Below are 25,142 nucleotides of genomic sequence, written 5' to 3'. Positions count from 1 at the left end.
TGATAGTAGTCTTTAGTTGAAGATATTAAAGACTACTATTATTCTTTTTAAGAAATTATATAACAGAATTTAAGGGAGGACATTATGTCAATTAATTATAGTTCGAAAGAATATCTAGCTAAAGTGGATGCTTGGTGGCGTGCTGCTAATTATATCTCAGTGGGTCAAATGTATTTAAAAGATAATCCATTATTAAGAAATGATATTGAAGCCAAAGATGTTAAGAATAATCCAATTGGTCATTGGGGAACTATTGCCGGCCAAAACTTTATTTATGCTCATTTAAACCGCGTTATTAATAAATATGATTTAAATATGTTTTATATTGAAGGCCCTGGTCATGGTGGTCAAGTAATGGTATCAAATGCTTACCTTGATGGTGCATATACCGAGTTATATCCAGAAATTACCCAGGATGTAGAAGGTATGAAGAAACTCTTCAAGATTTTCTCTTTCCCTGGCGGAATTGCTTCCCATGCTGCCCCTGAAACACCAGGTTCTATCCATGAAGGTGGCGAATTAGGTTATTCATTATCCCACGCTACTGGTGCAATTTTAGATAATCCTGATTTAATTGCCGCCACTGTAGTAGGTGATGGTGAATCTGAAACGGGTCCTTTAGCGGCTGGTTGGTTCTCAAATGTATTCATTAACCCAGTTAACGATGGTGCAGTATTACCAATTTTATACCTAAATGGTGGTAAAATTCATAATCCTACTATCTTATCTCGTAAATCAGATGAAGAATTAACCCATTATTTCCTTGGCTTAGGTTGGAACCCAATCTTTGTTGAAGGTAATGATCCTGATCAAGTACACCCACTTATGGCTGAAAAATTAGACCAAGCCATTGAAGAAATTAAAGCAATTCAAGCTGAAGCTCGTAAACATTCTGCTGAAGAAGCGACTATGCCTAAATGGCCAGTTGTTTTAGTGCGTACACCTAAAGGCTGGACTGGTCCAAAAGAATGGGCAGGGGATCCAATTGAAGGCGGCTTTAGAGCGCACCAGGTTCCAATTCCTGTATCTGGTAAGAATATGGAACATGTAGACGCCTTAATTAACTGGTTAAAATCATACAAACCAGAAGAATTATTTGATGAATCAGGTAAATTAGTGGCTGAAATTGCTGAAATTTCACCTAAGGGTGACAAACGGATGTCTATGAATCCTGTCACTAATGCAGGTATCGTAGAAAAAATGGATACTGCAGACTGGAAAGAATTTGCCTTTGATATTCAAGAACCAGGTCAAATTATTGCCCAAGATATGATTGAATTTGGTAAATACGCTGGTCGTTTAATTGAAAAGAATCCTAAAAACTTTAGAATTTTTGGGCCAGACGAAACTAAGTCAAACCGTTTAAACCATGTTTTCGATGTAACTAACCGTCAATGGTTAGCAGCAAAAGATGAATCTTATGATGAAGCTATTTCTTCAGAAGGTCGAGTGATTGATTCACAATTATCTGAACATCAAGCCGAAGGTTTCCTAGAAGGCTATGTTTTAACTGGCCGTCATGGCTTCTTCGCATCATATGAATCATTCTTACGTGTAGTCGATACCATGATTACCCAACATTTCAAATGGTTACGTAAATCTAAAACACATGCTTCATGGCGCAAGAATTATCCGTCATTAAACTTAATTGCTACCTCTACTGTTTTCCAACAAGACCATAATGGTTATACTCACCAAGATCCAGGCCTATTAACTCACTTAGCTGAAAAGACTCCTGAATTTATTCGTGAATATTTACCAGCTGATACTAATACAGTTTTAGCAACAATGGATCATGTTTTCCAAAGTGAAGACAAGATTAACGTTATTGTTACTTCAAAACACTTACGCCCACAATTCTATAGTGTGGCTGAAGCAGAAGAAATTGTTGCTAATGGTTATAAAGTCATTGATTGGGCCTCAACTGCATCAGAAGATGATGTTGAAGTAGTTGTTGCAGCGGCTGGTACTGAACCAAACTTAGAAGCTTTAGCTGCAATTTCAATTGTAAATGAAGCCTTCCCACAATTAAAAGTTCGTTTCATTAATGTACTAGATATCCTTAAATTAAGACATCCAAGCATTGATGCACGTGGTTTAAGTGATGAAGAATTCAATAAGTTATTCACCACCGAAAAACCAGTGATCTTTGGTTTTCATGGTTATGAAGGTTTAATCAGAGATATCTTCTTCAGACGTCAAAATCGTAATTTGTTTGAACATGGTTATCGAGAAAACGGCGATATTACCACACCATTTGATATGCGGGTAATGTCTGAAATGGATCGTTTCCATATGGCTAGCGACATTGTTAAAGCGGTTTATGGTGATAAAGAACAAGCATTCTTAGATCAAATGACGGCTAAATTAGCTGAACATAAAGCCTACATTCGTGAAAACGGCCAAGATTTATTTGAAGTTGAAAATTGGACTTGGAAGAAATTGAAATCAGCTGAATAAGATATGTTAAAGGATTGGCGCAAGCGCTGATTCTTTTTAAATTGCTCTTCAAGGGTGTCTCTTGAGACTTACCTATGCCCATAACATAAAGTTTCAAGTCATGTATAAATATAAAATACCAAGTGGAAGTCAGGTTTTTACCTGGGCTTCACTTGGTATTTTTTACTATCCCTTAATGAATTAAGTTAGCCAAAGCTAAATAATTATTCTCTACTAATTTAAGCCAAAAAGGTTTTGGTTATTAGCCCTCATTCAACATCCTCCATAAAGTAGTCCGGCTTATTCCTAACCGATCTGCCGTAAGGTTATGATTGCCATGTTCATTTTCGAGAACTGCTTTTACAATCTTTAATTTGATTTTATCTAATGACCCTTGTAATAGCTCATTTTGACTTAAGTCTAAGGAGTTTTGACATGGTTCGTCATTTAATAATTCTCTTGTTAGAGACTCAGTAATATATGTACTTTGGCTCAGTGGGCCGGCTTGGCGAATAAAGCGATTAAGCTGCCGGTAATTGCCGGGCCAATGATAAGAACTGAGTTAGTTTCTTATGCTAAGTTGATGTTTGACCGTAAATTAACCAATTCTGCAGGAGGTAATATCAGTATTAGAGTAGGGGAAAATGAAATTCTTATGACACCTACTTTAATGTCACAACGGTTCCATTGTGAACTCAAACCTAATCAAATCCTCCTTTTGGATCAAAATGAAAATGTAATAGAAGGGGACGGAAAAGTAACACGAGAAGTTAATATGCATATGGCAAGTTATCAAGAAAATCCTGATATCAAATGCGTATTACATGCCCATGCTCCGGAATCATTGTTTTTTTGCGGTGAACTTAGACGAAATGCCTAATCTTACAGAGGCTAGTCAAAAACTCGGTAGAATTTTAAGATTAGCTTATGCCCCCTCAACAACACCAGAACTTGCTGAAACTGTTCGTAAACAAATAAAAGAAGACATGTCTATTCCGAAAGCCTACCTTCTTAGCCATCATGGAGTATTAATTACAAATAGTAATTTAGAGAAGGCTTTTGATATGTTGGAACGTTTTGAGTGGAATGCTGAAATTGCATATAAACACATGGTATTTCAAAAGCTTGGAATTCCAAAGAAAAGTGAAATGTAAAATTTAAAAAAATGGGAGCGGGTAAGAAGTAGAAAATCTATGATTTTCGCTTCGTCTGCCCGCCCCCGCAAGGTTGACTAGGATGGAACAAGTCGCTTCGCGATGCGGTTTCCATCCAGTCAACTACTGCATTGTACCATATGAAATTCAATATAAATGAGCGGGACTGTGCTTTTTTTGCCCAGTCTCATTTTTTTGTCTTCTAATTCATACAATAAAATTTTAAGTTAAAATAAAATCTATGTCTTAATTCATTTTATGTAACCGTTATACTAAAGATAAGCTTTTAGAAAGGAGCGAATCATTCATGTCAGATTGGATTGAATTGAAGGATAGAGTCTTTATTGTAACAGGAGGTTCTTCTGGGATTGGGCAAAGTATTGTTCAAGGTTTATTAGAAGTTGGGGCTAAGGTAGCTAACTTTGATCTTAAGGATGGCAATGAAGCTTCAGATAATTATTTCTTCGTACAAGTAGATGTATCTTCTCGTGAACATGTTGAAATAGGTGTTGCTCAAGTCGTAGAACATTTTGGAACCATTGATGGATTAGTTAATAATGCAGGCATTAATATACCAGCTTTGTTAGTTGATACTAAACAAGCTCATAGTAAGTATGAATTAAATGATCAAATTTTTGATAAAATGGTAAGTATCAATCAAAAAGGTTTATTTCTGGTTGCTCAAGCAGTAGGGCGAATTCTTACTGAGAAAAAAGCAGGGGTAATTGTAAATATGGCTTCAGAAGCCGGCCTGGAAGGATCAGAAGGCCAAAGTTGCTATGCTGCAACGAAAGCAGCAGTGTATAGTTTTACACGCTCTTGGGCCAAAGAACTTGGGAAATCAAATGTTCGTGTAGTTGGTTTAGCTCCAGGGATTATGGAAGAAACTGGTTTACGAACTTTGGCATATGAAGAAGCGCTTGCCTATACGCGTAATAAGTCAGTTGAAGAGTTAAGAGCAGGCTATAATAATACAAGTACAATTCCTTTAGGTAGAAGTGGTAAATTGAGTGAAGTTGCGGATGCGGTATGCTTTGCTTTATCAGATCGGTCTAGTTATGTTACAGGGGTAACCATCAATATTGCAGGAGGCAAGACTAGAGGATAGAAGGTGAATTATTTGGGAATGATTAATCGATGGTATGACATTTTGAAATTATTAGTGTCACATCATCAAGTTTCAATTAAAACGTTCAAGAAACAACTTTCCCTTTCCAATCAAACAATTCAAAAGACTATTATCCAATTAAATAGAGAATTGCAAGGTATCGCTCTTATTGAAGAAGTAGAAGACAAGTATCAAATCTCTATTGTTGATTTTGATAGCTTTAATAAGATTATGCAGGGCTCTCTTAAGAAACAAACTGATTTCAATTCAAGTAGTAAGCGCATGGCTTTTATATTAAAGGAATTAATTGAAGTGTTTGATTACCACATTATCTACGACCTAGCAGATGCTTTAAGTGTGAGTCGTGGAACTGTGGCGAATGATTTGAAAAGTATCCGTAAAGAATTAAAGAAATATAATGCTGAAATTGAAAGTGTAACTAATAAAGGAATCCGACTCATTGCAGATGAATTCAGTATACGTTTAATTTATTTGCACTTAGTTCAAGATTATTTTCCTCTTGACTATATCAGTCATAATAGTATCGATTATATGACTCAAATTAAAGAGACATTTAATCTAACTAATGAAACCATCAGTTGGTTGATTAAAAGTATAGATATAGTTGTTGGGCGGATTAGTTGTAATCAGGTATTAGATAAGCCAATACCTAATTATATTAATACTGTATCCGATTATGATCTTTTTCAAGAGATTATTTACCACATTGAAACTAGGTATCAATTGAGTTTAAGTGTATATGATAAAGATTTTGTTAGTTTTGCTTTAAATTTACAGGCCATCAATGAGTTGCCTAGTAAGTCAAACCAAGCAGACGACATTACAAAATATGTATTTAATCAAATGATAGATTCAATTAATGCATCATTTGCGGTTGATATTGATAAGGACATATTTTATAAGGAAGTAAATCAACATCTACATTATTTAATTAATCGAACTATTTTTAAAGTGGTACCTAATCAGATTTTCTTTGGAGAATTAAAAAGAAAATACCCGTTTTCTTATGCTGTTTCACAAATTGCGGTTAAGTCAATTAGTAATAGTTTGAAGGTAGTCGTTAGTCCTTTGGAAGTGGATTATTTAAGCTTATATTTTGAAATGAACTTAAAAGGGCATAAAGATTATGCTCCACCTAAAGTTGCCATTGTAAGTAATACAGGCTATGGCACGGCTATGTTAATTCGTAAGCAGATTGAACGAGTGATTATTGGCAATATTCAAATCGATATATTTACCAATCAGACCTATCATCAGATGGATGATAGAGATTATTTAGCAATTTTTACCACAATTCCTTTAGAATCTGTCCGCGAAAGTATTCCCGTGATACATATTGCTACTGTTTATAGTGATCAATGGTTAATTAATGAATGGCAGAATATTTATACTACGAATATCCAACTGTTTGAGACTAGATTAAATAATGTGTTAGTTTTACCAGATACACTTGATAGTTATCAAGCAGCTTTATCGTGGATGATTCAAAGGTTTGAAGAAAGTGTTACCTTGGATACTAGTTATAGTAAAACAGTCATGAATCAAGAACGACTACATGCAACAATTTTTCAAAATGGGTTAGCTTTTCCCCATGGAATTAATAAAGGAACTGAATCTATCCAAATGATGCTAGGAATACTTTCTAAACCTATCTTAGTGAATGAAATTGAAGTCAAAGGTATTTTTATGTTAGTTATCGGTCAAGAACTAGATCCTAAAACTGAAAAAGATTTAGTGGATATTTATGATATTGTTTTTAGACTTGCGAATGAGCAAGACTTTCAAACGGCGATTGAAAGCTTTAAGGGGAAAGAAGATTTCCTTCACTATCTGATAGAGAGGAGGATAAATATATGAGTTTTATGGCTACATTTTGTGCTCTAGCAGTTTCGGCTTACTTATTACAAATTTTTTTGGGATTAAAGCAAATCAAGAATTTTAATACCATATTTGTAGAATTACGCCGCAAAGGAAAGGTGGCTATTGGGCGTCGCTCTGGTAAGATTCAATCGGGAACAGTGGTTATGTTTGCCGTTGATGATAATGCGAAAATTGTTGATGCACGTATGATGCAAGGAGTCACCGTATTAGCAAAATTTAAAGAATTACCACAATATATTGGCCAAGACCTACATTATATTGATAAATATAATCCATTGGTAAGACAAGAAAATAAATTGACTCAAATAGCTATGGAGGATGCCCGTGAAGTTTATTTGAGAGTGGAGATGGGGAACTATCAGGAAGAACCCAAAGAAACACTGCCGATAAGCCAATCACTCTCTATGTTAAAAAATCAAATAAAATATAGATTAAAAGGAAGTGTTTAATATGGATTTTGTTGTAAAGTTAGCTGAAGGATTTATGAATTTATTCCAAGCTGGTGCAGAAACATTTATTAGTTGGATGACAGGAATTGTTCCTCTAGTATTGATGCTAATGATTGCGATGAATACAATTATTGCTATGATGGGCCAAGAACGTGTGACTGCTTTAGCTCGGGTTTCATCTAAGAATCCAGTGACTCGCTACATGATTCTGCCTTTTGTATCAGCATTTATGTTAGGTAATCCAATGTCAATGACTTTAGGCCGTTTCTTGCCGGAATACTATAAACCAAGTTTTATTGCTTCTCAAATGCAATTCTGTCATACATCTAATGGTATTTTCCCACATATTAATCCAGGTGAATTATTTGTATGGCTTGGGATTGCGCAAGGAATCTCAACGCTAGGTTTAAACCAAACTGAATTAGCAATTCGCTACTTGTTAGTTGGTTTAATTATGAACTTTGTCGGTGGTTGGGTCACTGACTATACAACAGCATTTGTTTCTAAACAACAAGGAATTGAATTAAGCAAATCGGTTGAGGAAATTTAGAGGGGAGGAATAATAATGGGATATAATAGTATAAAAGTAAATAAAGGAAATGGTGGCTTTGGAGGACCATTAATTATTACACCAACTGAAGAAAAACATAAATTTATTTATGTTACTGGTGGTGGTGAAAAACCAGAAATTGTAGATAAAATTGTAGAATTAACTGGAATGGAAGCTGTGAATGGCTTCAAAACGTCTATTCCTGATGAAGAGATTGCATTGGCAATTATTGACTGTGGAGGAACTTTACGGTGTGGTATCTATCCTAAGAAAGGTATTCCTACCATAAATATTATTCCAACTGGTAAGAGTGGCCCGTTAGCCCAATATATCACTGAGGATATTTATGTTTCAAATGTTGGTATGAACCAAATTGAGTTGGCAGATAAAAGTGATATCGTCATTCCTACTAAACCAGTCAATGTATCAGAAAACAGTCAAGCAAGTTATGATACATCAAAGAAAATTTCTGAACAAAAAGCTGATTCTAGTTTAATCGCTAAGATTGGGATGGGCGCTGGTAAAGTGGTTGGTACCTTTAACCAAGCAGCGAGGGATGCTGTTCAAACCATGTTACATACCGTAATTCCCTTTATGGCCTTTGTTTCTTTATTAATTGGATTAATTCAAGGATCTGGAATTGGGACTTGGATAGCTAATTTAATGACACCACTCGCAGGAAATGTTTTTGGCCTAATTATTATAGGGTTTATTTGTTCATTGCCATTCCTTTCTCCTTTCTTAGGCCCTGGGGCTGTTATCAGCCAAATTATTGGTACCTTGATTGGGGTAGAAATTGGAAAAGGGAATATTCCACCTCAATTAGCTTTACCTGCTTTATTTGCCATTAATACCCAAAATGGTTGTGACTTTATTCCTGTAGCCTTAGGATTGACTGAGGCTAAAGCTGAAACCGTTGAAGTTGGGGTGCCTTCTGTATTGTATTCACGTTTCTTAAATGGAGTGCCTCGAGTTATTGTGGCATGGTTAGCAAGCTTTGGTTTATATAGTTAATTATTAGATAAGGAGATTTAATTTGAAACTTTTTGAGACAAGTATTGTTGGAATAGGAAGCCAGGCAAAAATGTTTGCGGCTGAAGCTATGTTAATTCTATTTGGCCAAGGTGCACCTGAGGATTTAAAAGAATACACTTATCAAATTGATGTCAACCCAGTTAATGGAGACATTGTAGAAGGTCAATTCATATATTTCGACAATCAAGCTTATAGAATCACTAGTGTGGGTAATCTAGTTACAAAGAATTTGAATGATATTGGTCATATCAGTGTAAAATTTAATGGGGCAACCGAAGCAGAACTGCCTGGAACACTCTATGTAGAAGCAAAAACCTTACCTGAGATGAATGTTGGAACTCGAATAACTATTAAATAATTTAGTGAATTGCTTCCTAATTACGATTTAAACCAATTTTAAACGTTATTAGGGAGCAATTTTGTATATAATATTAATAGATTGATTAAATAAAAGCATAAAATGGAGGTAATTATGAAATTAGTACTCGACACCGCAAATATTGATAAAATTAAAGACTATTTAACCTATCTTCCAGTGGCTGGTGTTACGACCAACCCTAGTATCCTGAAGAAGGAAGGATCGATTGACTTCGTAGAACATATGAAAGAAATCCGTTCTTTAATTGGCAAGGAGCGTTCACTGCATATCCAAGTGATTCAGGAAGATTATCAAGGTATACTTGATGATGCGCATAAAATTTTGAATTTAATTGATAAAGATGTTTATATCAAAATTCCTGTTTCAAAAGATGGCTTAGCTGCCATTAAAACCTTAAAAGCAGAGGGGGTTAACATTACGGCAACCGCTATCTATTCTACAATCCAAGCAATTCTCGCGAAAGAACTCGGTGCGGATTATTTGGCTCCCTATGTAAATCGCATGGAAAATCTAAATACTGACCCCTACGAAGTAATATATCAAGTTGCCCAAGACTGCCTTGGTTCTGATACAGAAATTTTAGCAGCTTCTTTCAAAAATGTATCCCAAGTTTTAAAAGCTAGTCAAGCTGGAGCTAATTATGTTACAGTGGGTACGGATGTGATTGATAGTTTCTTAGCAAATGCCAATATCGCCAAAGCCACTCACGATTTTGCTGCTGATTGGCAAATGAATTTTGCTAAGGATCAGATTTAAGCGTAAATAAATTTATGTAAGAAAATATTTTTGTGTATCAATACATAAAATATAATTACAAAAAGAGATAAAATCATCAAAAGATTGATTTTATCTCTTTTGTTATAGAACATTTCCAATTAGGGCCAAATTTAGAATAGGCTAGTTGTAAATATTTTACCCCAAGGACTTATTTAAGATTGACCTTAAGGCTTTTTCTCTCAGGGGAATAGTATCAATGCCATTATTTCTTTCATATCCTTCAACTAAGACACTACAGATATATAATTGTGAGATGATCCCAGGTAGCGAACCACCTTCCAAAAATTCTTCAATTGCTGTTTGTAAGACAATATCGCATAGTTTAGCAATCGGGGAAGAGAGAAAATTGGTAATTGCAATAGTTGTTGCCCCGTAATCCTTCGCGATTTTCAACGAATCAAAGGTATCTTTGGTCCGTCCACTTAGAGAGAAGCCAATGACTGTATCCTCTGGTGTTAAAAGCGATGCCGTTTGGGCTTGTAAATGGGGGTCAATGACCGCATTACAATGGACTCCCACCCGTAAAAACATATTTTCTAAGTTTCGGCTGGTATTACCGCTTGAACCTACTCCAAACACATAGAGGTGTTTAGCTTTGGTAATTGCAGTAATTGCACGGTCTAATTCAGCTTCATTGATTAATTGACGGGTAGCTTTTAAAGCATCTGTCAATTTATTTAGGGTTTCGTCATAGAATTTATCTTCCAGTGTGGTCCGGTCTTTACTGAAATCTTCCTTGGCCATTTCAATTTTTAAATCGGCAAAGCCTGAAAAACCTAATTTTTGGCAAAAACGAATGATGGTTGCGTCACCGACTGAGGTGGCTTTTTTTATATCCTCAATGGTTGAATAAATTGTTTTTTCTTTAATTTGGAGGATATGATTGGCTACTTTTTGTTCAGATTTGGTAAAGCTAGGGTATTTTTCTTGGATGAGTGTTATAAATTTCATAATTTACCTCTTCTTTTGGATGTGTTTATATTATAAAACAAAATCTTGCAGATGACTATTTACAATAATGTAAGCGTTTGATAGAATGGTTTTTGGAGGAATTCTCCGTTAAAAAATAAAAATGGAGGTAAAATCTTGAGAAAAGAAGAGTTTATTCAGCAAATTAAAAAAGGAATTATTGTTTCTTGTCAGGCTTTACCCGATGAGCCCATGTACACTGAGGCTGGGGGTGTAATGCCCTTATTTGCTTTAGCTGCCGAAGAGGCTGGCGCAGTGGGGATTCGAGCGAATTCAGTCCGAGATATTAATGAGATTAAAGCAAAAGTGAATTTACCAGTTATTGGGATTATTAAGAAAGATTACCCCCCGCAAAAACCATTTATTACGGCAACCATGGCTGAAATTGATCAATTAGTTGAAACCGGGGTTGAAGTAATTGCTTTGGATTGTACCCTAAGACCGCGTCATGATGGGAAAACAATTAATGAATTTATTAAGGAGGTTAAAGATAAATACCCTGATCAATTATTGATGGCAGATATTGCGACGATTGAAGAAGGCGTGAATGCATATGAAGCAGGCGTTGATTTCGTAGGCACCACCTTAAGTGGCTATACCGAGGAAAGCCAAGGTGCGGAAAAGCCTGACTTAAACTTAGTCGCCGACTTGGTTAGAAGAGATATTCCTGTGATTGCGGAAGGGAATATTCATACCCCAGAACAAGTAAAAAAAATTAAAGCATTGGGTGCTACTGGTATCGTTATTGGCGGCGCCATCACTCGTCCTAAACAAATTGCTAGTCGTTTTATTGAAGCGTTTAATGAATAAGGAGGTTATATAAATGTTTAAGAAGTTTTCTCAAATTGGGAAAGCGATGATGCTCCCAATCGCTATCCTACCAGCAGCAGGTCTATTATTAGGTCTAGGTGGAGCCTTAACCAATGAAAGTGCCCTAATTGCATATCCTTTTCTAAACCAAGCTTGGTTACAAACTATTCTTTCTATTATGAGTGCGGCCGGGAATGCCGTCTTTGCCAACTTAGCCCTTATCTTTACGATTGGGGTTGCAGTCGGTTTAGCCAAAGGCGATAAAGGAACTGCTGGCTTAGCAGCGGGTGTTGCTTATTTGGTTTATACCGCGACAATAAGTGGATTCTTACAATTATTTGCTGAAGAGGGCGCATCCATCGATACTGGCGTGATTGGCTCCATTGTAGTGGGTAGTACGGTTGCCTTTCTCCATAATCGTTATCGTAAGATTGAACTGCCGCAATTTTTAGGCTTCTTTGGGGGCTCACGGTTTATTCCAATTGTTTCATCCTTTGCCGCAATTGTTCTAGGTGCGATTTTCTTTGCCATCTGGCCACCAGTACAAAATGTGTTGGGAATCGCCGGTGAAAATATTGCTAAAATGGGAAGTTTTGGTACTTTCTTATACGGATTCCTGTTACGTTTAACTGGGGCGGTAGGCCTTCACCATACGATTTATCCCTTGTTCTGGTATACCTCTTTAGGTGGTAGCGAAGAAGTAGCTGGAAAAATGATTGAGGGAGCGCAAAATATTTTCTTTGCTCAGTTGGCTGATTCAAGTCACCAAGGTTTATTTACTTATGGTACCCGTTTCTTTGCTGGTCGTTTTGCGACGATGATTTTTGGCTTGCCAGCAGCCTGTTTGGCCATGTATCATTCTATTCCTGTGGTTAACCGTAAGAAAAATGCAGGTCTATACTTCTCTGGTGCCTTAACTTCTGCTTTGACAGGGATTACCGAACCGATTGAATATATGTTCTTATTCTCTGCTCCTTGGTTATATGTCATCCATGCTTTCTTAGATGGGGTGTCTTTCTGGGTGGCTGATATCTTAAGTATTCGGATTGGTAATTCATTCTCTGGTGGTTTTATCGATTATACTTTATTCGGTATCTTACAAGGTAACTCCCATACAAATTGGTTAAGAGTCATTCCAGTGGGAATTATTTGGGCACTTGTTTATTATGTTGTCTTCCGCTTCTGCATTAGCAAATTTAAAGTATCGATTCCTGGTATGGATATTAATGAAGACAATCCGGTTGAAAACACCACTTCAGATAATGGAAGTACTTTACACGATGAATCATTAAGAATTATTGATGCCTTAGGTCATGAAGAAAATATCGAATCAGTTGAAGCTTGTGCAACTAGATTAAGAGTGGCCGTAAAAGATGCAGGCCATGTAAACCAAGCCGCAATCAAAAATTTAGGGGCAACTGCAGTTTTTGAGGTTCAAGGAGGCATTCAAGCGGTCTTTGGAGCTAAAGCAGATTTATTATCTCAAGAAATTAATCAGATTCTAGGGGACGAGTAAGTAACTTTATACAAGACTCGATAAGCATTACATTTAATGCAAAAATAAAAGGCTCTAAAAATGGGAATCAACCATTTTTAGAGCCTTTCATCTTAAGCAAATGAGCAATTATTCGGTATAGCTTATATCTAAGATATATTAATTTATCCTAAAATCATTTGTGCGAGCGGATAACCTATTAAATATGTGACGATGATGGTAAGAATCATGAATAGGACACCATATTTCAACATTTTTTCTGTATCTGTCCAACTAGATGAGACTGATACTGCAACGAATGGCATTGAAGAAGGCGCTGCAGTTCCTAGAGATGCACAAAGTCCAATGACAGCGGCAATAGCGGCGGCACTAATTTGTCCATTACTACTTAGGGCTACAGGAACTGCCATTGAGGTAAAGACTTGAGCCGTTACCATATGAGAAGTAATGTTTGAAGATAATGAGGCGACCACGATAAAGAAAAGAATAAGTAAACTTGGAATAAGACTGGTAGTAATTGGTTGGATAAGGGTGATTAATTGATCAATCAGACCGATTCCCTTGTCTGTCATGACAGTACCAAATAGTAAGGTACCACTACTCATGATTAAGGCAGGCCAGGAAACACCCTTGGTAATGGCTTCAGAAATATTTACAAGAGGTTTACCCTCGATTGAAATAATGGCCATGACCACAACACCGAGTAGGGGTGGCATAGCAGATCCAAAGCTTGAAATATAGGTAGATAATTCTGGGAGAATCTTAGAAATTAAACTTGGCAATACCCATAAGAGAACGACTCCAAAGAAAATAAATAAGATCATATTTTCCCGGAAGCTATTCATTTTTGATGGTTCATCTTTGAAGTCTTCTTCACTGAGACCTTTATAATCGGGTAGACTTGGATTTAAAATAAAGCGGAAAACGAGTAACGTGAGAACAAATAAGATAAGGCCAACAGGAATACCGAAGAGCATATATTGACCATAGTTGATCACATTTCCTGTAACTGATTCGTAAACCCCCATTGCTAATACTGGAAAGACATGGGCGATTGGGGTCATGCCTGCAGAAAGATTGGAGAAGATAGCCATGCCCATGATAAGCATTGAAGCAAATTTATCCCCTTTTTTAAGCCCTAAAATATCATATATTTCATTAAGAATTGGTAGAAAGATAAAAAATAAGACAGTTGGAGATATAAATAATCCCATCAATAATACTGATAATAAGAAAAGAGTCGTCATATGCCAGATGCTTTTTTGGGCAAATTTAGAAGTAATAAAGAATAAGGCAGTTCTGCGAATAAATGACGTTTGAGAGATAGCATAGGTACAGATAAAAGTGAATAATAGGAAGGCAAAAGTTGAATTACCGAAGGAAGAAGATAAAGCTGTATTCATACCAACTTCAGGAATAAAGGCTAGTGATAAAATAGCAATTAAACTTGGCCAAGTAATATCCACTGTGACCCATAGAATCAAAGTGCCAATAAAGGTTCCTAACACGGCTACACTGGGACGGTTAAAGCTTGAAAAACTGACGAAGTGAGACGAAATCATAATTATTAATGCAAGTATCGTAAATAGTTTCTTTTTCATAATTACACCCCTTAAATTAATGCCTTTTGTTTACGAAATTCGTTTTGGACCATTGATAAGGAAGCTCGATTTTCTCCAGTCGATAGGGTGGCCCCAATACCAGCGGCTTGACCAGTTGCAAAAGCAGTTCCCATCACACGGACGGAGCCTAGTCCCATTGAATCGGATGAAATCATCCGGCCAGCAGCCCATAAGTTTATGGGTATCCTTTACTTCAAGCGCACCCAATGGGATTGAAGCATAGTCATTGTCCGGAATATGAGTGTACTTCAGTTCGGTATCACTCTTATGGATTTCTGGACTCCAAGCAGCTCAACCGATACTATCCTCGCCTTTTATAGCATATAAGATATCTTTGCCGAGCAAGACCTCATTTCCAATCACTCTACGAGCTTCACGGATACCAAGTTCGGGACTTGAGCTTTCTACTCTGATGTCTTTAAAGTCTGGGATAAAGCGCTTAAAGGTTTCGGTATAAGCGGATATTTGTTATCTTAACAATAGTTCTGCAGTCGTTTTTTCTTGACTACTTAAGTTTTTAAGAATGATAGAAGGAATTGTACAGTAGCCTACTGTTTCTTCTTTGGGCTTGATGATCATTCCTTTTTCTTTAAATAAATTGGGGTTGTCCGCTTCTTTCCCAGCTGAGATTGCTTCATTTAGTTCTTTCATACCAATATCTCGTTTAGGTAATCTAGAGAGTTTGAAGACTAATGAAGATTGTTGAACTAATCCCTCATCATCGCCCCGTTCAGTTGAGATATTAGCAAGGCGGGCTAAATTTGCATTCCCACTTGCATCGACGTAATTATTTGCTTGTATTTCAAAGAGTCCTTCATCATCAGAACAAATAAGAGTTTGGATTCGCCCTTGACTAGTTTTAACATCTACGAGGTTAGCATGCAATAGGGTATTAACATTATTTTCAGGAGGTCAGCCATCTTATCAGCAAATTCTTGGCCTCTCTTTTGGTCCAGGTCATAAACATAGACTTCTTTGATAGGGCGAACATTTAAGACAGGTTTTAATTGATATTGGGCTTGACCGCCAGTACCAAAGAGGACAAAGACACTCGCATCTTTGCGGGCTAATAAGTCGGTAGCCGCTCCGGATACAGTACCCGTTCTAAACGAGTAAAGAAAGTCCCATCCATAATTGAATTTACTTCCCTAGTTTCTTCATTTAACATGACCATGGTTGCTGGGACTGAAGTAATGTCTTTGCTAATGTTGTTAGGATAAACAGATACAATCTTGCCCCCAGCTGCTACATCGACTGGCGCCCAATTCAAATCCATCACTTGGTCCGGAGCAAGCCATTTTGAAGCCATATGTTCCTTGAGGATTGACTGTCCTTTAATTATTTTGACGGTGTAGGTGGAAAGGGTAAGGTGCCCAAAATTATAGCCATAGTCCGCGGTATTGATATAGTCAAGAACTTCAAACTCAAGGTCTAATTCTTCTTTCCGCTCCCGGACCAAGGTTTGGGGTGGGTTTTCGCTGGCCTCAATTTTACCGCCTGGGAATTCCCAGAGTTCAGGCAAGAGCATGCTTCTGCTTCGTTGGCTACCATTATTTTCCCATCTTGGATAATGGCACCCGATACCACTGAGATTTCTTTCATACTACCCCTTCTTTCTTATAGCTATTATATCCTAATTTATCAAGAGAGTTTTTAAAAAGCTAATCGGCACACATAAAACAATCATGCTATAATTTAATATGTAAATGATATAGATTGGAGTGGTTTGATGAAAAGTAAAAGAATCGGATTCGTTTTTCTTGCCTTATTTATTACCTTTATTTCACTTACGCCCCTAGCTTCAGCAAATTACCAAGCAGTCATTGATGAGATTATTCAATATTACCCTTTGTATCTACAGGGAGATATGGAGGAGGTAGACCACTCAACCTATCTTAAAGAGATTAATATTCCAGGTGCCCAAACGAGTGAAGGCATAGCCGTAGGTTTCTATGATATTGACCAAAATGGTAGCCGGGAAATGTTGGTCAAAACCTTGGGGGACTCTGGTGGTTTAATGATGATTTATACTCTTAAAGATGAACAAGTTTACCGGATTGCAGATGATTCCAATTATATCGGATATCGGAAAAGAATTGATTTTTATCAAGATGGCTCAATGTTCCACCGCATCTCAGGTGGGGTGGTTACTAGCGGGGGTTCATGGTTATTGATGAGCCCAGATGGTACCAGCTTGGTAGAAGCTGATTCCTATATCTATCATGGTGATAGTCAGACCTATGAAAATAGTGAGACCGGCGAACAGTTATCCGACCATGATTTCAAGGTTAAGTATAATATTCTTGATAAGACGCCCCTTGATATAAACCAAGAAATTGGTTGGATTCCAATTGTTGATAATCAAGGGAATGCTTTAATTGAACCAAGTCAGGTCCAATCGGCTTTAGCTAGTCAAGACTCAGACCAAGCGACTAACCAAACTGATTCACAAGCAAGCGATGAAAATAATCAAGCTGAACTAGGATACAGTCAAACAAATCAAACACCTGCGTTGACCTGGATGACAGAAATACCGAAGGGAGATTTAGCCTGGGGTAAGGAAGTTAAATCCATGGAAGACTATCAAAGCACTTACTTAACCGAGCTTCGTCGTTTAGACCAGGTCTGGGCAGACTTGGCTCACGCTCATCTAGATCAGAAAAAAACCTTAGATCAAATTCGGACTGGTGACCGGCTAGACTTTGCTAAGAACAAAGATTTTCATCCGATAATTCCAGCGCTTTATTCAGCCTTTTATCAATGTTTGGACCAATTGGATGACTCCTCTGCTCACGAATTGTCGCAACTACTCCATGATAGTTTTGTCTTAGAGAAAATGTTGTTGCCAGACCTAAATGAGACCAGTCATGAGGCTTTAAATCAATTACGACTCCAAGTTATTGATACCTATTATGCTTATAATGATGCAAAGTTTCAAGAGTCGGGCTTTATGGGCTATGAATGGGTGCGAGACCAATTAGATAAAAAAGTTGTGACCTTACCTGAACTCCTTGCTCTTGATGATGACAATTTTGACTTACTGAACCGGATTGGCATTGCTTCTGGTTATCCAGGTGAATCGACTGGCTTCCAGCTTTTCCCGAGTCAATTTGATTATGGCGCTGGATTGCCGCAGTCACTTGACCAATATTTCTATCTTGTTTTAACTCAATCGCCAGGGGCACAAGATATCGGTGGATCTCAGGCTTATTACTTACACTTAGCTAGTGGGGAGATGACCTCAGCTAATTTAGGGAGCCTACCTAAGCTAGAAGCGATTGAAGTTCCTGATTATCAAGCCCGTTATGGTATAGAGGTGACCAATTATTATCCAGCCTATTCAGCCAAAGAAACGAATAACCAAGGCTTGCGTGAAGGGCTCACCCAAACTGCACCGGCTTGGACTGGTCAAGAAGATTTAGCTAATTTAATGGCAAGCTGGGGGCAAACCATGGGCCAAGCCTACCAAGCCTATACCCCTGACAAACCGGCGAGTTTCTACGGCGCTAGTTTACCGCAAGTGTCTTTTAAATTTCATTTGTATCACCAAGTGATAGAAGGTCTCTATGACCAAATGCCAAGCAAGGACAATCAGATGCGAGTTGTGGCAGTTTATTCAGATATTAAGGATACTGTCAATCCCAATGCTGAACGTCACTTATATCTGTTTGTTTCAGATAAGAACAACGGCATTTGGGCCTTAATAGCCACTCAAGGCCCGGGAGAAGATGGTCTTTTGACTTTTAAAGATACCGCTAATAAAGATTTAATTAATGGTTTCATTGAAGTGGCAAATAACCATTAAGACTTAAACTTAAAAAAGATAGGGGAATGACCGGGCAAAATGCTCGGTCATTTTTTACTGTAACTTATGTGGAGAGAGTTGGTGAGAATCAGGATTGATTTGCACAAATTCGATTAAAAAGATGCGAAACCCAATAGACTGACCTATTTTTGAAGAAATTGATACGAATCAAAGTTGCTCAGCATCAATTTGATTAAAATGATGCGAAGGCTCATCGAGTGGCCTACTTTTGATAAAAATCCTACCATTCAAATGTTTGGTATGCTTTGTCCTATGCCAAGTTTAGGTGCTTAAGATGAAACCTGCTTAACCTCATCAAAAGGGTTCTTTGATAATATGAATAAACTGATATCTTTTGCGCTAGAATCCGATCCAGGTTATGATGATATGAGAAGGGGGTTCTGCCAATGTCATCTGACACGCAAACACATCAGAAATATTCACTGAAACAACTTTTACTTTTTATCTTACCTTCCTTAGCAGGGGTCCTACTCCTAATGACACCGCTGAAGATTAATGGCCAGTCGACGGTGATGGTCTCTGTGATTGCGGATTTCCTCAAGGAAAGCATCTCCAAGTTGGTCCCAATTTATGTTTTGGTTCTGGCAGTGATTATCATTTCTTCTGGCTTAGCTTTACTTTATAAGTTTTCTAAGCCAGCATTTATTGAGAAGAATGAACTACTAAAAAGTGCCGCCCAAGTATCTAATTTCTGGTTGGGAGTTCGTTTAGTCGGTTTGCTGATGGGCTTTCTAGTAGCCTTTGGTAAAGACCTAGGTTTACCAGAACTCATTTGGGGTATGGATACTGGGGGATTAATCCTGTTCGACCTCATCCGTGGACTCTTTATTATTTTCTTAGTGGCTGCCTTTATCCTCCCACTCTTAACTGAATTTGGTCTCTTAGAATATATTGGAGTTTTTTTAGCTAAAGTGATGCGCCCGATTTTTAATTTGCCAGGACGGTCTGCCGTGAATTGTGTCGCCTCATGGATTGGCGATGGAACGATTGGGATTACCTTAACAGCCAACCAGTACGAAGAAGGTTATTATAATCAACGAGAAGCCGCAACGATTGCGACCATGTTCTCGGCGGTCTCCATTACCTTCTGTCTGGTAGTGGTAGAAAATATTAATATGATGGACAAATTCGGTTTCTTTTATTTAACTATGTTTATTGCGGGGTCTGCTTGTGCTTTAATCGTGCCCCGGATTCCGCCTTTGTCGCGCAAGCCCAATACCTATTTCAAAAATAATCCTCAAGAAGATGAAGAGGATGTTCCGACTGGTTATACTGCTAACCAATGGGGCTTGAAGCTAGCTGTGGAGAAAGCCCAAGAGAGTGGTAATCTTGGTCAATATTTGCAACAGGCGGTATCAACCGTCCTTGGTTTGTGGCTCTCAGTCATTCCAACCATTATGGCAATTGGGTCACTGGTTCTTATTGTTTCCCATACGACTCCGATTTTTGACTGGTTAGGGCTACCTTTTAAGCCGCTCTTACAAGTCTTACAAGTTCCGCTGGCTGACCAAGCAGCTTCCACCATGGTGATTGGTTTTGCTGATATGGTGGTTCCTTCGATTATGGCTGCAGCAATCCCTAATCCAATGACTCAATTTGTTATCGCATGTCTGTCAGTGGTCCAGCTGATTTATATGTCTGAGACCGGTGCAGTTATTCTGGGATCTGGCCTACCAGTTTCTTTCCTGGATATTTTTATTATCTTTATCGAACGGACCTTAGTTGCTCTGCCAATCATCGTACTAATGGCGCATTTAATATTTTAAATGTATAGAAAAATCCTTGCCTACTGTAATTAGTGGACAAGGATTTTTTGTTTTAAGGGCGTTTATGTCTAAAAATTATGAAGGCGAGCACTAAGACTACTAAGAAAGCAATCACCACCAAGGGCCAGGTCTGGTCGATGATACCTTTGAGGGCGACGACTAAAAAGAGCACGAGAATAGGGTAGAGACCACGCTGATTCATAAATACTTCCTTTCTTGTTATGGGCTATGGTTAGTATAAGCTATTTGAGCGGGCTAGCCTAATTTTTCCTCTTAATATTAGAAAAAAGCCTGAAGCGCTTAATGAGATTAAAAGACCTTTTAAGTCCCATGAGAATTTGCATATTTTTTAAGTAAGCGTTATCATATACCGGATAGAAAGGGGTCTTTTTCATGAATTCTGACCAAGAGCTGATTCAAAACCGGTCAGCCAAAGATATACTTTTGTTTTTATTGCCATCACTGCTAGGGGTGTTTTTATTAATGACGCCTCTGGTGATAGAAGGGCAATCCACGGTGATGGTCTCGGTGATTGCCAATTTCTTACGCCAACAGGTGAGCAATTTTATTCCAATTTATTATTTGGTCTTATTCATTATTACTTTTTCGACGATAATTGCTTTGATTTATCGCTTTAGTAAACCAACTTGGCTTGAAAGCAATCGCTTACTTAAAGAGGTAGCAGATATCTCACCCTTATGGTTACTTGTCAGAGTCACAGGCTGTGTCTTAGCTTGGTTAGTGGCTTTTGGCAGAATCTGGGGTATGCCGGAAATCATTTGGAGTCCCGATACAGGGGGCTTGATCCTTTTTAACTTAATCAATGGGTTATTCATTATTTTCTTAGTGGCGGCTTTTATTCTGCCTTTTTTAACTGAGTTTGGTTTATTGGAATATGTCGGGGTATTTTTAACCCCTTTTATGCGACCGATCTTTAACTTACCGGGTCGGTCTGCAGTCGATTGTGTGGCTTCCTGGATTGGAGATGGGACGATCGGGGTAACCTTAACCAATAAACAGTATGAAGAAGGTTACTATAATGCTCGGGAAGCAGCCGTTATTTCCACTACTTTCTCAGCTGTCTCCATTACTTTCTGTTTGGTGGTAGTAGAAAATATAAATATGATGGATAAGTTCGGTTTCTTCTATCTAACTACCATTGTGGCGGGAATTGCTTGTGCCCTAATCGTACCACGGATTTGGCCTTTATCAGGAAAGGCTAATACATATTATCTTGGTAAATCACAAGATATTGGTGAGGACATTCCTGTTGGCTATAGCAAACACCAATGGGCTATGGAGCTTGCTATTAAGAAGGCACGGACCAATGGGAATCCAGTCCAATATTTGAAATCAGCCTTGAAAACTGTTTTAGGCTTATGGTTGAGTGTGATTCCAAGTATTATGGCGATTGGAACCTTGGTCTTAATTGTTTCTCAAACGACGCCGATTTTTGAATGGTTGGGCTTTCCCTTCCGTCCGATCTTGCAATTATTGCAGGTGCCCTTGGCGGACCAAGCGGCTTCTACCATGGTGATTGGCTTTGCTGATATGGTAGTCCCATCTATTATGGCGGCGGCCATTGCCAATCCGATGACCCAGTTCATCATTGCTTGTATTTCCATTGTTCAATTGATTTATATGTCTGAAACTGGGGCAGTCATTCTGGGATCTAATTTGCCAGTATCCTTTACTGAAATCTTTATCATCTTTATTGAACGGACTTTGATTTCTCTACCTATCATCGTCTTGATGGCGCATTTGATATTTTAAGAGCGTGGGGCAGACGGATTGGGCTTTTTTGCTCGGTTTTGTCTGTTCCTATTTTTTTGGAATGGTAGTTTCTTTACTTTTAGGCTAAGCCTGGGAAGTAGTTAGTTAACTTATGGTCGAAGTGTGGAAAAATTCTTTACTTGTTAGGCAAGTAAAGAAAATGTCTGAAGTTTTTCTTAAGTTGGTATGAAAGTAAAGAAAACTAAGGCTGATTTTCTTAAGTGATATTTGAAGTGTGGAAAAAATTCTTCACTTGTTGGAGCAGTAAAGAAAATGTCTGAAGTTTTTCTTAAGTTGGTATGAAAGTAAAGAAAACTAAGGCTGATTTTCTTAAGTGATATTTGAAGTGTGGAAAAAATTCTTCACTTGTTGGAGCAGTAAAGAAAATGTCTGAAGTTTTTCTTAAGTTGGTATGAAAGTAAAGAAAACTAAGGCTGATTTTCTTCGGTGATATTTGAAGTGTGGAAAAATTTTTTCCTTTGTGGAGCAGTAAAGAAAGCGGCTAGTGATATTCCCGACTTAGGCTGGAAGTGAAGAAAAATCTCCACCTTCTTCTAGCGAACTATATTATAAGAAAGAATTAATCCATTTTTCCTATTAAGTCCCTTGCTATACCTTGAGACCGCTTTTATACTTGAACTTAGTGAATCTTAATAGGAGGTGCTTTAATGGCCCATGTTTTGTTAATTAATACTGGCGGTACCATTGCCATGTCCGAAGACCATACGACCAGGAAGGTGTCGCCGACACGTGAAAATCCAATTCGTCAACAGGGTAATTTTATCAATCATTTTGCAACAGTGACCTTTGTTGACTTATTTAACTTGCCGTCTCCGCATATGACCCAAGCTCAAATGCTAGAGCTTTCTAATTATATCCGTGACCATGCGGGGGATTATGACGGGATTGTTGTGACTCATGGGACGGATACCTTAGAAGAAACAGCCTATTTCTTACAATTGAACTTGAATCTTTCACAAGCAGTAGTGGTGACGGGAGCCATGCGGTCATCCAATGAAATCGGAGCCGATGGCATGGCAAATCTCCGGTCAGCGATTATGGCCGCAGCTGCCCCTCAGTCCCGTGATCAAGGTGTACTGGTAGTCATGAACGAGGAAATCCACACCGCAACCTATGTGACCAAAACCCATACCACTAATTTAGCCACCTTCCAAACTCCCACCTTTGGTCCTATCGGACTAATTTCTAAAAACCAGGTCCTTTATTTTCAAAAAATCCTCCACCGGGATTATTACCCAGTTAAGGAGATTAAAAAACCGGTAGCCTTGCTAAAAGCCTATGCTGGGATGCAAGCGGATATTATTACAGCCATCGGGGCCAGTCATTATGGTGGGCTAGTCATCGAAGGGTTAGGAGCGGGCAACCTCCCTCCCGCTACGGTGCCTGCCACCGAAGCCTTGTTGGCCCAAGGGATTCCAGTCGTTATGGTCTCCCGTGCCTTCAATGGGGTGATTGAAGATGTTTACGATTATGAAGGTGGGGGGAAACAGTTGAAGCAAGCAGGGGTGATTTTTGCCCAAGGCCTCAGTGGGGTTAAGGCACGTTTGAAATTAGAGTGTTTACTAAATGCAGAAAGTCAAGTAGACCTGGGTCAGGCTTTTGCCTGGAGTTAGAGTAGGGAAAATACTTTCAGTGATTAAAATAATTGGAAAAGTAGGCAAAATTTAAGTTTATAATCTAATCTTATAATCCGTCGAAAATTTAGTAATTAAAATAAAAAAATCAGCACCCAAGTGGCTATGCTTGGGCGCTGACTAGCGAGAGTAATAGTAAGTAATTAGAAAAATTATCTGATAGAATCTTCTTCAAATGTCTCGCTAATTGATATTATAATCTCTTTTAAATAAAAAGAAATAGGTCTAGCCAAAACATTTCAAAATTTAATTAATTTTTAAGTATAATATTAGATTAAGAGTTTGAAAATGCTAGTCTTGTAGACAGACTTTCATAAGACACTGTAGACAAGGCCCATGTTTTCATAGGCCTGGGACTGTGTTATAATAAGGCAATAAACTAACAATAGAGGTGAAGAAAATGTCAGGCCATAATAAATGGAGTAAGATCAAGAATAAAAAAGGGGCAGAAGATGCTCGGAAAGGGGCCGTGTTTGGCAAGCTTTCCAAGGAAATCTTCATGGCTGCTAAGAATGGTGGCGGCGACCCGTCAATGAATTCCACCCTTCGCATGGTGCTTGACAAGGCTAAGGCAGAAAATATGCCTAAAGATAACATCACTCGTGCTATTAAAAAAGCAACCGATGCGGGTGACATGACTAACTACGATGAAATTACTTATGAAGGATACGGCCCTGGTGGGATTGCGATTTTGGTCCATACCCTAACCGATAACAAAAACCGGACCGATACGGGCATCCATGTTGCTTTTAGTCGTAATGGTGGTAACTTGGGTACTTCTGGTTCCGTGGCCTATATGTTTGACCGTAAGGGCTATGTGGTGCTTGATCGTGAAGAATTAGAGGTCGATGAAGATACGATTTTCGAATTGGCTATTGAAGCTGGTGCCGAAGATGTGCAAGTTTCGGATGAAGCCTTCGAAATTTATACTGATCCGAGTGATTTTGCAGCTGTTAAGGAAGGCTTAGAAGCAGCCGGTTATGAATTTGCACGAGCCGAATTAACCATGGTGCCACAAAATACCATCGCAATTGATGGTGAAAAAATAGAAAAACTTGAAAAACTCGTCGACGCCTTAGAAGATGACGATGACGTACAACAAGTTTATACCAATGCTGATTATTAATTAACTCATACTTATTAATTAAAAGAGGCTGGGCAAAAAGTCTCAAAAATAACCGACAAACATTTCAAAAAGATGAGATGTTTCTCGGTTTTTATTAATTTTAATAAAATATAAGAAAAGAAAAGAGGTCCCCTTCCTTTTCTTCTTATCATTTCTGCTAATCTGGTTAAATTCATTGCCATTAACAGGATTCCAATATCATTTGAAACCCCAATTTTTCCTCTTACATGAACTCTTCGTACACCAAAATTGCGCTTCATTTGACCAAAAACAGGCTCAACTTCTATTTTACGTTGAGCATATAGTT

At 38.1% G+C, this 25,142-nt stretch carries 23 protein-coding genes and 3 pseudogenes; 17 read left to right on the top strand and 9 right to left on the bottom strand.

What is annotated here, in order from left to right:
* Positions 1 to 84: 84 nt before the first annotated feature.
* Complete coding sequence (locus G396_RS0107010; protein WP_028125522.1) at positions 85 to 2,460, top strand: phosphoketolase family protein; 2,376 nt, start codon at positions 85 to 87, stop codon at positions 2,458 to 2,460.
* 241 nt (positions 2,461 to 2,701) lie between these two features.
* Here the strand turns inward: G396_RS0107010 and G396_RS12130 are convergent, their stop codons facing one another.
* A complete protein-coding gene (locus tag G396_RS12130) occupies positions 2,702 to 2,818 on the bottom strand; it encodes a helix-turn-helix domain-containing protein (RefSeq protein ID WP_428829641.1) in 117 nt (38 codons plus the stop codon).
* A gap of 108 nt (positions 2,819 to 2,926) precedes the next feature.
* On the opposite strand from G396_RS12130, the gene G396_RS11960 reads away from it, so the two are divergent.
* From G396_RS11960 to G396_RS0106970, 9 genes are all read left to right on the top strand, one after another.
* Complete coding sequence (locus G396_RS11960) at positions 2,927 to 3,319, top strand: class II aldolase/adducin family protein (protein ID WP_282705433.1); 393 nt, start codon at positions 2,927 to 2,929, stop codon at positions 3,317 to 3,319.
* Positions 3,312 to 3,593 (top strand): class II aldolase/adducin family protein, encoded by a 282-nt coding sequence (locus G396_RS11955; protein WP_282705432.1) that lies wholly within the window; start codon positions 3,312 to 3,314, stop codon positions 3,591 to 3,593. The genes G396_RS11960 and G396_RS11955 overlap by 8 nt, the downstream gene beginning before the upstream one ends.
* Before the next feature lie 307 nt (positions 3,594 to 3,900).
* Positions 3,901 to 4,701 (top strand): SDR family oxidoreductase, encoded by an 801-nt coding sequence (locus tag G396_RS0107000; protein WP_028125521.1) that lies wholly within the window; start codon positions 3,901 to 3,903, stop codon positions 4,699 to 4,701.
* Positions 4,702 to 4,851: 150 nt separating this feature from the next.
* Positions 4,852 to 6,579: a BglG family transcription antiterminator gene (locus G396_RS0106995; protein ID WP_248623918.1), complete on the top strand. Its 1,728-nt coding sequence runs from the start codon at positions 4,852 to 4,854 to the stop codon at positions 6,577 to 6,579.
* Positions 6,576 to 7,052: a transcriptional regulator GutM gene (locus G396_RS0106990; protein WP_028125519.1), complete on the top strand. Its 477-nt coding sequence runs from the start codon at positions 6,576 to 6,578 to the stop codon at positions 7,050 to 7,052. The genes G396_RS0106995 and G396_RS0106990 overlap by 4 nt, the downstream gene beginning before the upstream one ends.
* 1 nt (position 7,053) lies before the next feature.
* The gene (srlA, locus tag G396_RS0106985; protein WP_028125518.1) at positions 7,054 to 7,602 is read left to right on the top strand and encodes a PTS glucitol/sorbitol transporter subunit IIC; all 549 of its coding nucleotides are present in this window, start codon (positions 7,054 to 7,056) and stop codon (positions 7,600 to 7,602) included.
* A gap of 15 nt (positions 7,603 to 7,617) precedes the next feature.
* Entirely contained in the window at positions 7,618 to 8,616 is a 999-nt protein-coding gene (gene srlE, locus G396_RS0106980) for a PTS glucitol/sorbitol transporter subunit IIB (RefSeq protein ID WP_028125517.1), read from the top strand.
* Positions 8,617 to 8,638: 22 nt separating this feature from the next.
* Complete coding sequence (locus G396_RS0106975) at positions 8,639 to 8,995, top strand: PTS glucitol/sorbitol transporter subunit IIA (RefSeq protein ID WP_028125516.1); 357 nt, start codon at positions 8,639 to 8,641, stop codon at positions 8,993 to 8,995.
* Between the two features lie 114 nt (positions 8,996 to 9,109).
* Complete coding sequence (locus G396_RS0106970; protein WP_028125515.1) at positions 9,110 to 9,772, top strand: fructose-6-phosphate aldolase; 663 nt, start codon at positions 9,110 to 9,112, stop codon at positions 9,770 to 9,772.
* 156 nt (positions 9,773 to 9,928) lie between these two features.
* On the opposite strand, the gene G396_RS0106965 is transcribed toward G396_RS0106970, so the two are convergent.
* Entirely contained in the window at positions 9,929 to 10,744 is an 816-nt protein-coding gene (locus G396_RS0106965; protein ID WP_028125514.1) for a MurR/RpiR family transcriptional regulator, read from the bottom strand.
* A gap of 135 nt (positions 10,745 to 10,879) precedes the next feature.
* Between G396_RS0106965 and G396_RS0106960 the strand changes: the two genes are divergently transcribed.
* A complete protein-coding gene (locus G396_RS0106960) occupies positions 10,880 to 11,572 on the top strand; it encodes an N-acetylmannosamine-6-phosphate 2-epimerase (protein WP_028125513.1) in 693 nt (230 codons plus the stop codon).
* A gap of 13 nt (positions 11,573 to 11,585) precedes the next feature.
* Positions 11,586 to 13,088 carry a PTS transporter subunit EIIC gene (locus tag G396_RS0106955; protein WP_028125512.1) on the top strand — a complete coding sequence of 501 codons (1,503 nt, stop codon included), beginning with the start codon at positions 11,586 to 11,588 and terminating at the stop codon, positions 13,086 to 13,088.
* A gap of 143 nt (positions 13,089 to 13,231) precedes the next feature.
* Here the strand turns inward: G396_RS0106955 and G396_RS0106950 are convergent, their stop codons facing one another.
* From G396_RS0106950 to G396_RS11690, 5 genes and pseudogenes are all read right to left on the bottom strand, one after another.
* Complete coding sequence (locus G396_RS0106950) at positions 13,232 to 14,668, bottom strand: SLC13 family permease (RefSeq protein ID WP_028125511.1); 1,437 nt, start codon at positions 14,666 to 14,668, stop codon at positions 13,232 to 13,234.
* 11 nt (positions 14,669 to 14,679) lie between these two features.
* Positions 14,680 to 14,868, bottom strand: a complete 189-nt coding sequence (locus tag G396_RS11950; RefSeq protein WP_282705434.1) for an FAD-dependent oxidoreductase — start codon at positions 14,866 to 14,868, stop codon at positions 14,680 to 14,682.
* A gap of 112 nt (positions 14,869 to 14,980) precedes the next feature.
* Positions 14,981 to 15,583 (bottom strand): annotated as a pseudogene (locus G396_RS0106940) (FAD-dependent oxidoreductase); the annotation flags it as partial.
* Positions 15,556 to 15,747: pseudogene (locus G396_RS12125) on the bottom strand (ornithine cyclodeaminase family protein); the annotation flags it as partial. The pseudogenes G396_RS12125 and G396_RS0106940, both read right to left, overlap by 28 nt.
* 8 nt (positions 15,748 to 15,755) lie before the next feature.
* Complete coding sequence (locus tag G396_RS11690; RefSeq protein ID WP_248623917.1) at positions 15,756 to 16,211, bottom strand: (deoxy)nucleoside triphosphate pyrophosphohydrolase; 456 nt, start codon at positions 16,209 to 16,211, stop codon at positions 15,756 to 15,758.
* A 207-nt stretch (positions 16,212 to 16,418) separates the two neighbouring features.
* On the opposite strand from G396_RS11690, the gene G396_RS0106930 reads away from it, so the two are divergent.
* Positions 16,419 to 18,494: a DUF4767 domain-containing protein gene (locus tag G396_RS0106930; protein ID WP_028125509.1), complete on the top strand. Its 2,076-nt coding sequence runs from the start codon at positions 16,419 to 16,421 to the stop codon at positions 18,492 to 18,494.
* A 407-nt stretch (positions 18,495 to 18,901) separates the two neighbouring features.
* Positions 18,902 to 20,281 carry a YjiH family protein gene (locus G396_RS0106925; protein WP_028125508.1) on the top strand — a complete coding sequence of 460 codons (1,380 nt, stop codon included), beginning with the start codon at positions 18,902 to 18,904 and terminating at the stop codon, positions 20,279 to 20,281.
* Positions 20,282 to 20,333: 52 nt separating this feature from the next.
* Here G396_RS0106925 and G396_RS11460 read toward each other — a convergent pair whose 3' ends face one another.
* A complete protein-coding gene (locus G396_RS11460) occupies positions 20,334 to 20,483 on the bottom strand; it encodes a hypothetical protein (RefSeq protein ID WP_155857428.1) in 150 nt (49 codons plus the stop codon).
* A gap of 191 nt (positions 20,484 to 20,674) precedes the next feature.
* On the opposite strand from G396_RS11460, the gene G396_RS0106915 reads away from it, so the two are divergent.
* The 3 genes from G396_RS0106915 to G396_RS0106905 all read left to right on the top strand — a co-directional run bounded on the left by G396_RS0106915 (position 20,675) and on the right by G396_RS0106905 (position 24,835).
* A complete protein-coding gene (locus G396_RS0106915; RefSeq protein WP_028125507.1) occupies positions 20,675 to 22,054 on the top strand; it encodes a YjiH family protein in 1,380 nt (459 codons plus the stop codon).
* Positions 22,055 to 22,722: 668 nt separating this feature from the next.
* Positions 22,723 to 23,688, top strand: a complete 966-nt coding sequence (locus G396_RS0106910; RefSeq protein WP_028125506.1) for an asparaginase — start codon at positions 22,723 to 22,725, stop codon at positions 23,686 to 23,688.
* Between the two features lie 421 nt (positions 23,689 to 24,109).
* The gene (locus G396_RS0106905) at positions 24,110 to 24,835 is read left to right on the top strand and encodes a YebC/PmpR family DNA-binding transcriptional regulator (RefSeq protein ID WP_028125505.1); all 726 of its coding nucleotides are present in this window, start codon (positions 24,110 to 24,112) and stop codon (positions 24,833 to 24,835) included.
* 137 nt (positions 24,836 to 24,972) lie between these two features.
* Here G396_RS0106905 and G396_RS12120 read toward each other — a convergent pair.
* Positions 24,973 to 25,142: pseudogene (locus G396_RS12120) on the bottom strand (transposase); the annotation flags it as partial.

Origin of the sequence: Eremococcus coleocola DSM 15696 (assembly GCF_000428865.1) — a bacterium.
GTDB lineage: Bacteria > Bacillota > Bacilli > Lactobacillales > Aerococcaceae > Eremococcus > Eremococcus coleocola.
This window is presented reverse-complemented; position numbering and strand designations above follow the sequence as displayed.

Bases quoted from the DNA above. Each gene is read 5' to 3' on its own strand.
- G396_RS0107010 (WP_028125522.1), top strand. From the start codon at position 85: ATGTCAATTAATTATAGTTCGAAAGAATATCTAGCTAAAGTGGATGCT.
- G396_RS11955 (WP_282705432.1), top strand. From the start codon at position 3,312: ATGCCTAATCTTACAGAGGCTAGTCAAAAACTCGGTAGAATTTTAAGA.
- G396_RS0107000 (WP_028125521.1), top strand. From the start codon at position 3,901: ATGTCAGATTGGATTGAATTGAAGGATAGAGTCTTTATTGTAACAGGA.
- G396_RS0106990 (WP_028125519.1), top strand. From the start codon at position 6,576: ATGAGTTTTATGGCTACATTTTGTGCTCTAGCAGTTTCGGCTTACTTA.
- srlA (WP_028125518.1), top strand. From the start codon at position 7,054: ATGGATTTTGTTGTAAAGTTAGCTGAAGGATTTATGAATTTATTCCAA.
- srlE (WP_028125517.1), top strand. From the start codon at position 7,618: ATGGGATATAATAGTATAAAAGTAAATAAAGGAAATGGTGGCTTTGGA.
- G396_RS0106970 (WP_028125515.1), top strand. From the start codon at position 9,110: ATGAAATTAGTACTCGACACCGCAAATATTGATAAAATTAAAGACTAT.
- G396_RS0106965 (WP_028125514.1), bottom strand. From the start codon at position 10,744: ATGAAATTTATAACACTCATCCAAGAAAAATACCCTAGCTTTACCAAA.
- G396_RS0106955 (WP_028125512.1), top strand. From the start codon at position 11,586: ATGTTTAAGAAGTTTTCTCAAATTGGGAAAGCGATGATGCTCCCAATC.
- G396_RS0106950 (WP_028125511.1), bottom strand. From the start codon at position 14,668: ATGAAAAAGAAACTATTTACGATACTTGCATTAATAATTATGATTTCG.
- G396_RS0106930 (WP_028125509.1), top strand. From the start codon at position 16,419: ATGAAAAGTAAAAGAATCGGATTCGTTTTTCTTGCCTTATTTATTACC.
- G396_RS0106925 (WP_028125508.1), top strand. From the start codon at position 18,902: ATGTCATCTGACACGCAAACACATCAGAAATATTCACTGAAACAACTT.
- G396_RS11460 (WP_155857428.1), bottom strand. From the start codon at position 20,483: ATGAATCAGCGTGGTCTCTACCCTATTCTCGTGCTCTTTTTAGTCGTC.
- G396_RS0106915 (WP_028125507.1), top strand. From the start codon at position 20,675: ATGAATTCTGACCAAGAGCTGATTCAAAACCGGTCAGCCAAAGATATA.
- G396_RS0106910 (WP_028125506.1), top strand. From the start codon at position 22,723: ATGGCCCATGTTTTGTTAATTAATACTGGCGGTACCATTGCCATGTCC.
- G396_RS0106905 (WP_028125505.1), top strand. From the start codon at position 24,110: ATGTCAGGCCATAATAAATGGAGTAAGATCAAGAATAAAAAAGGGGCA.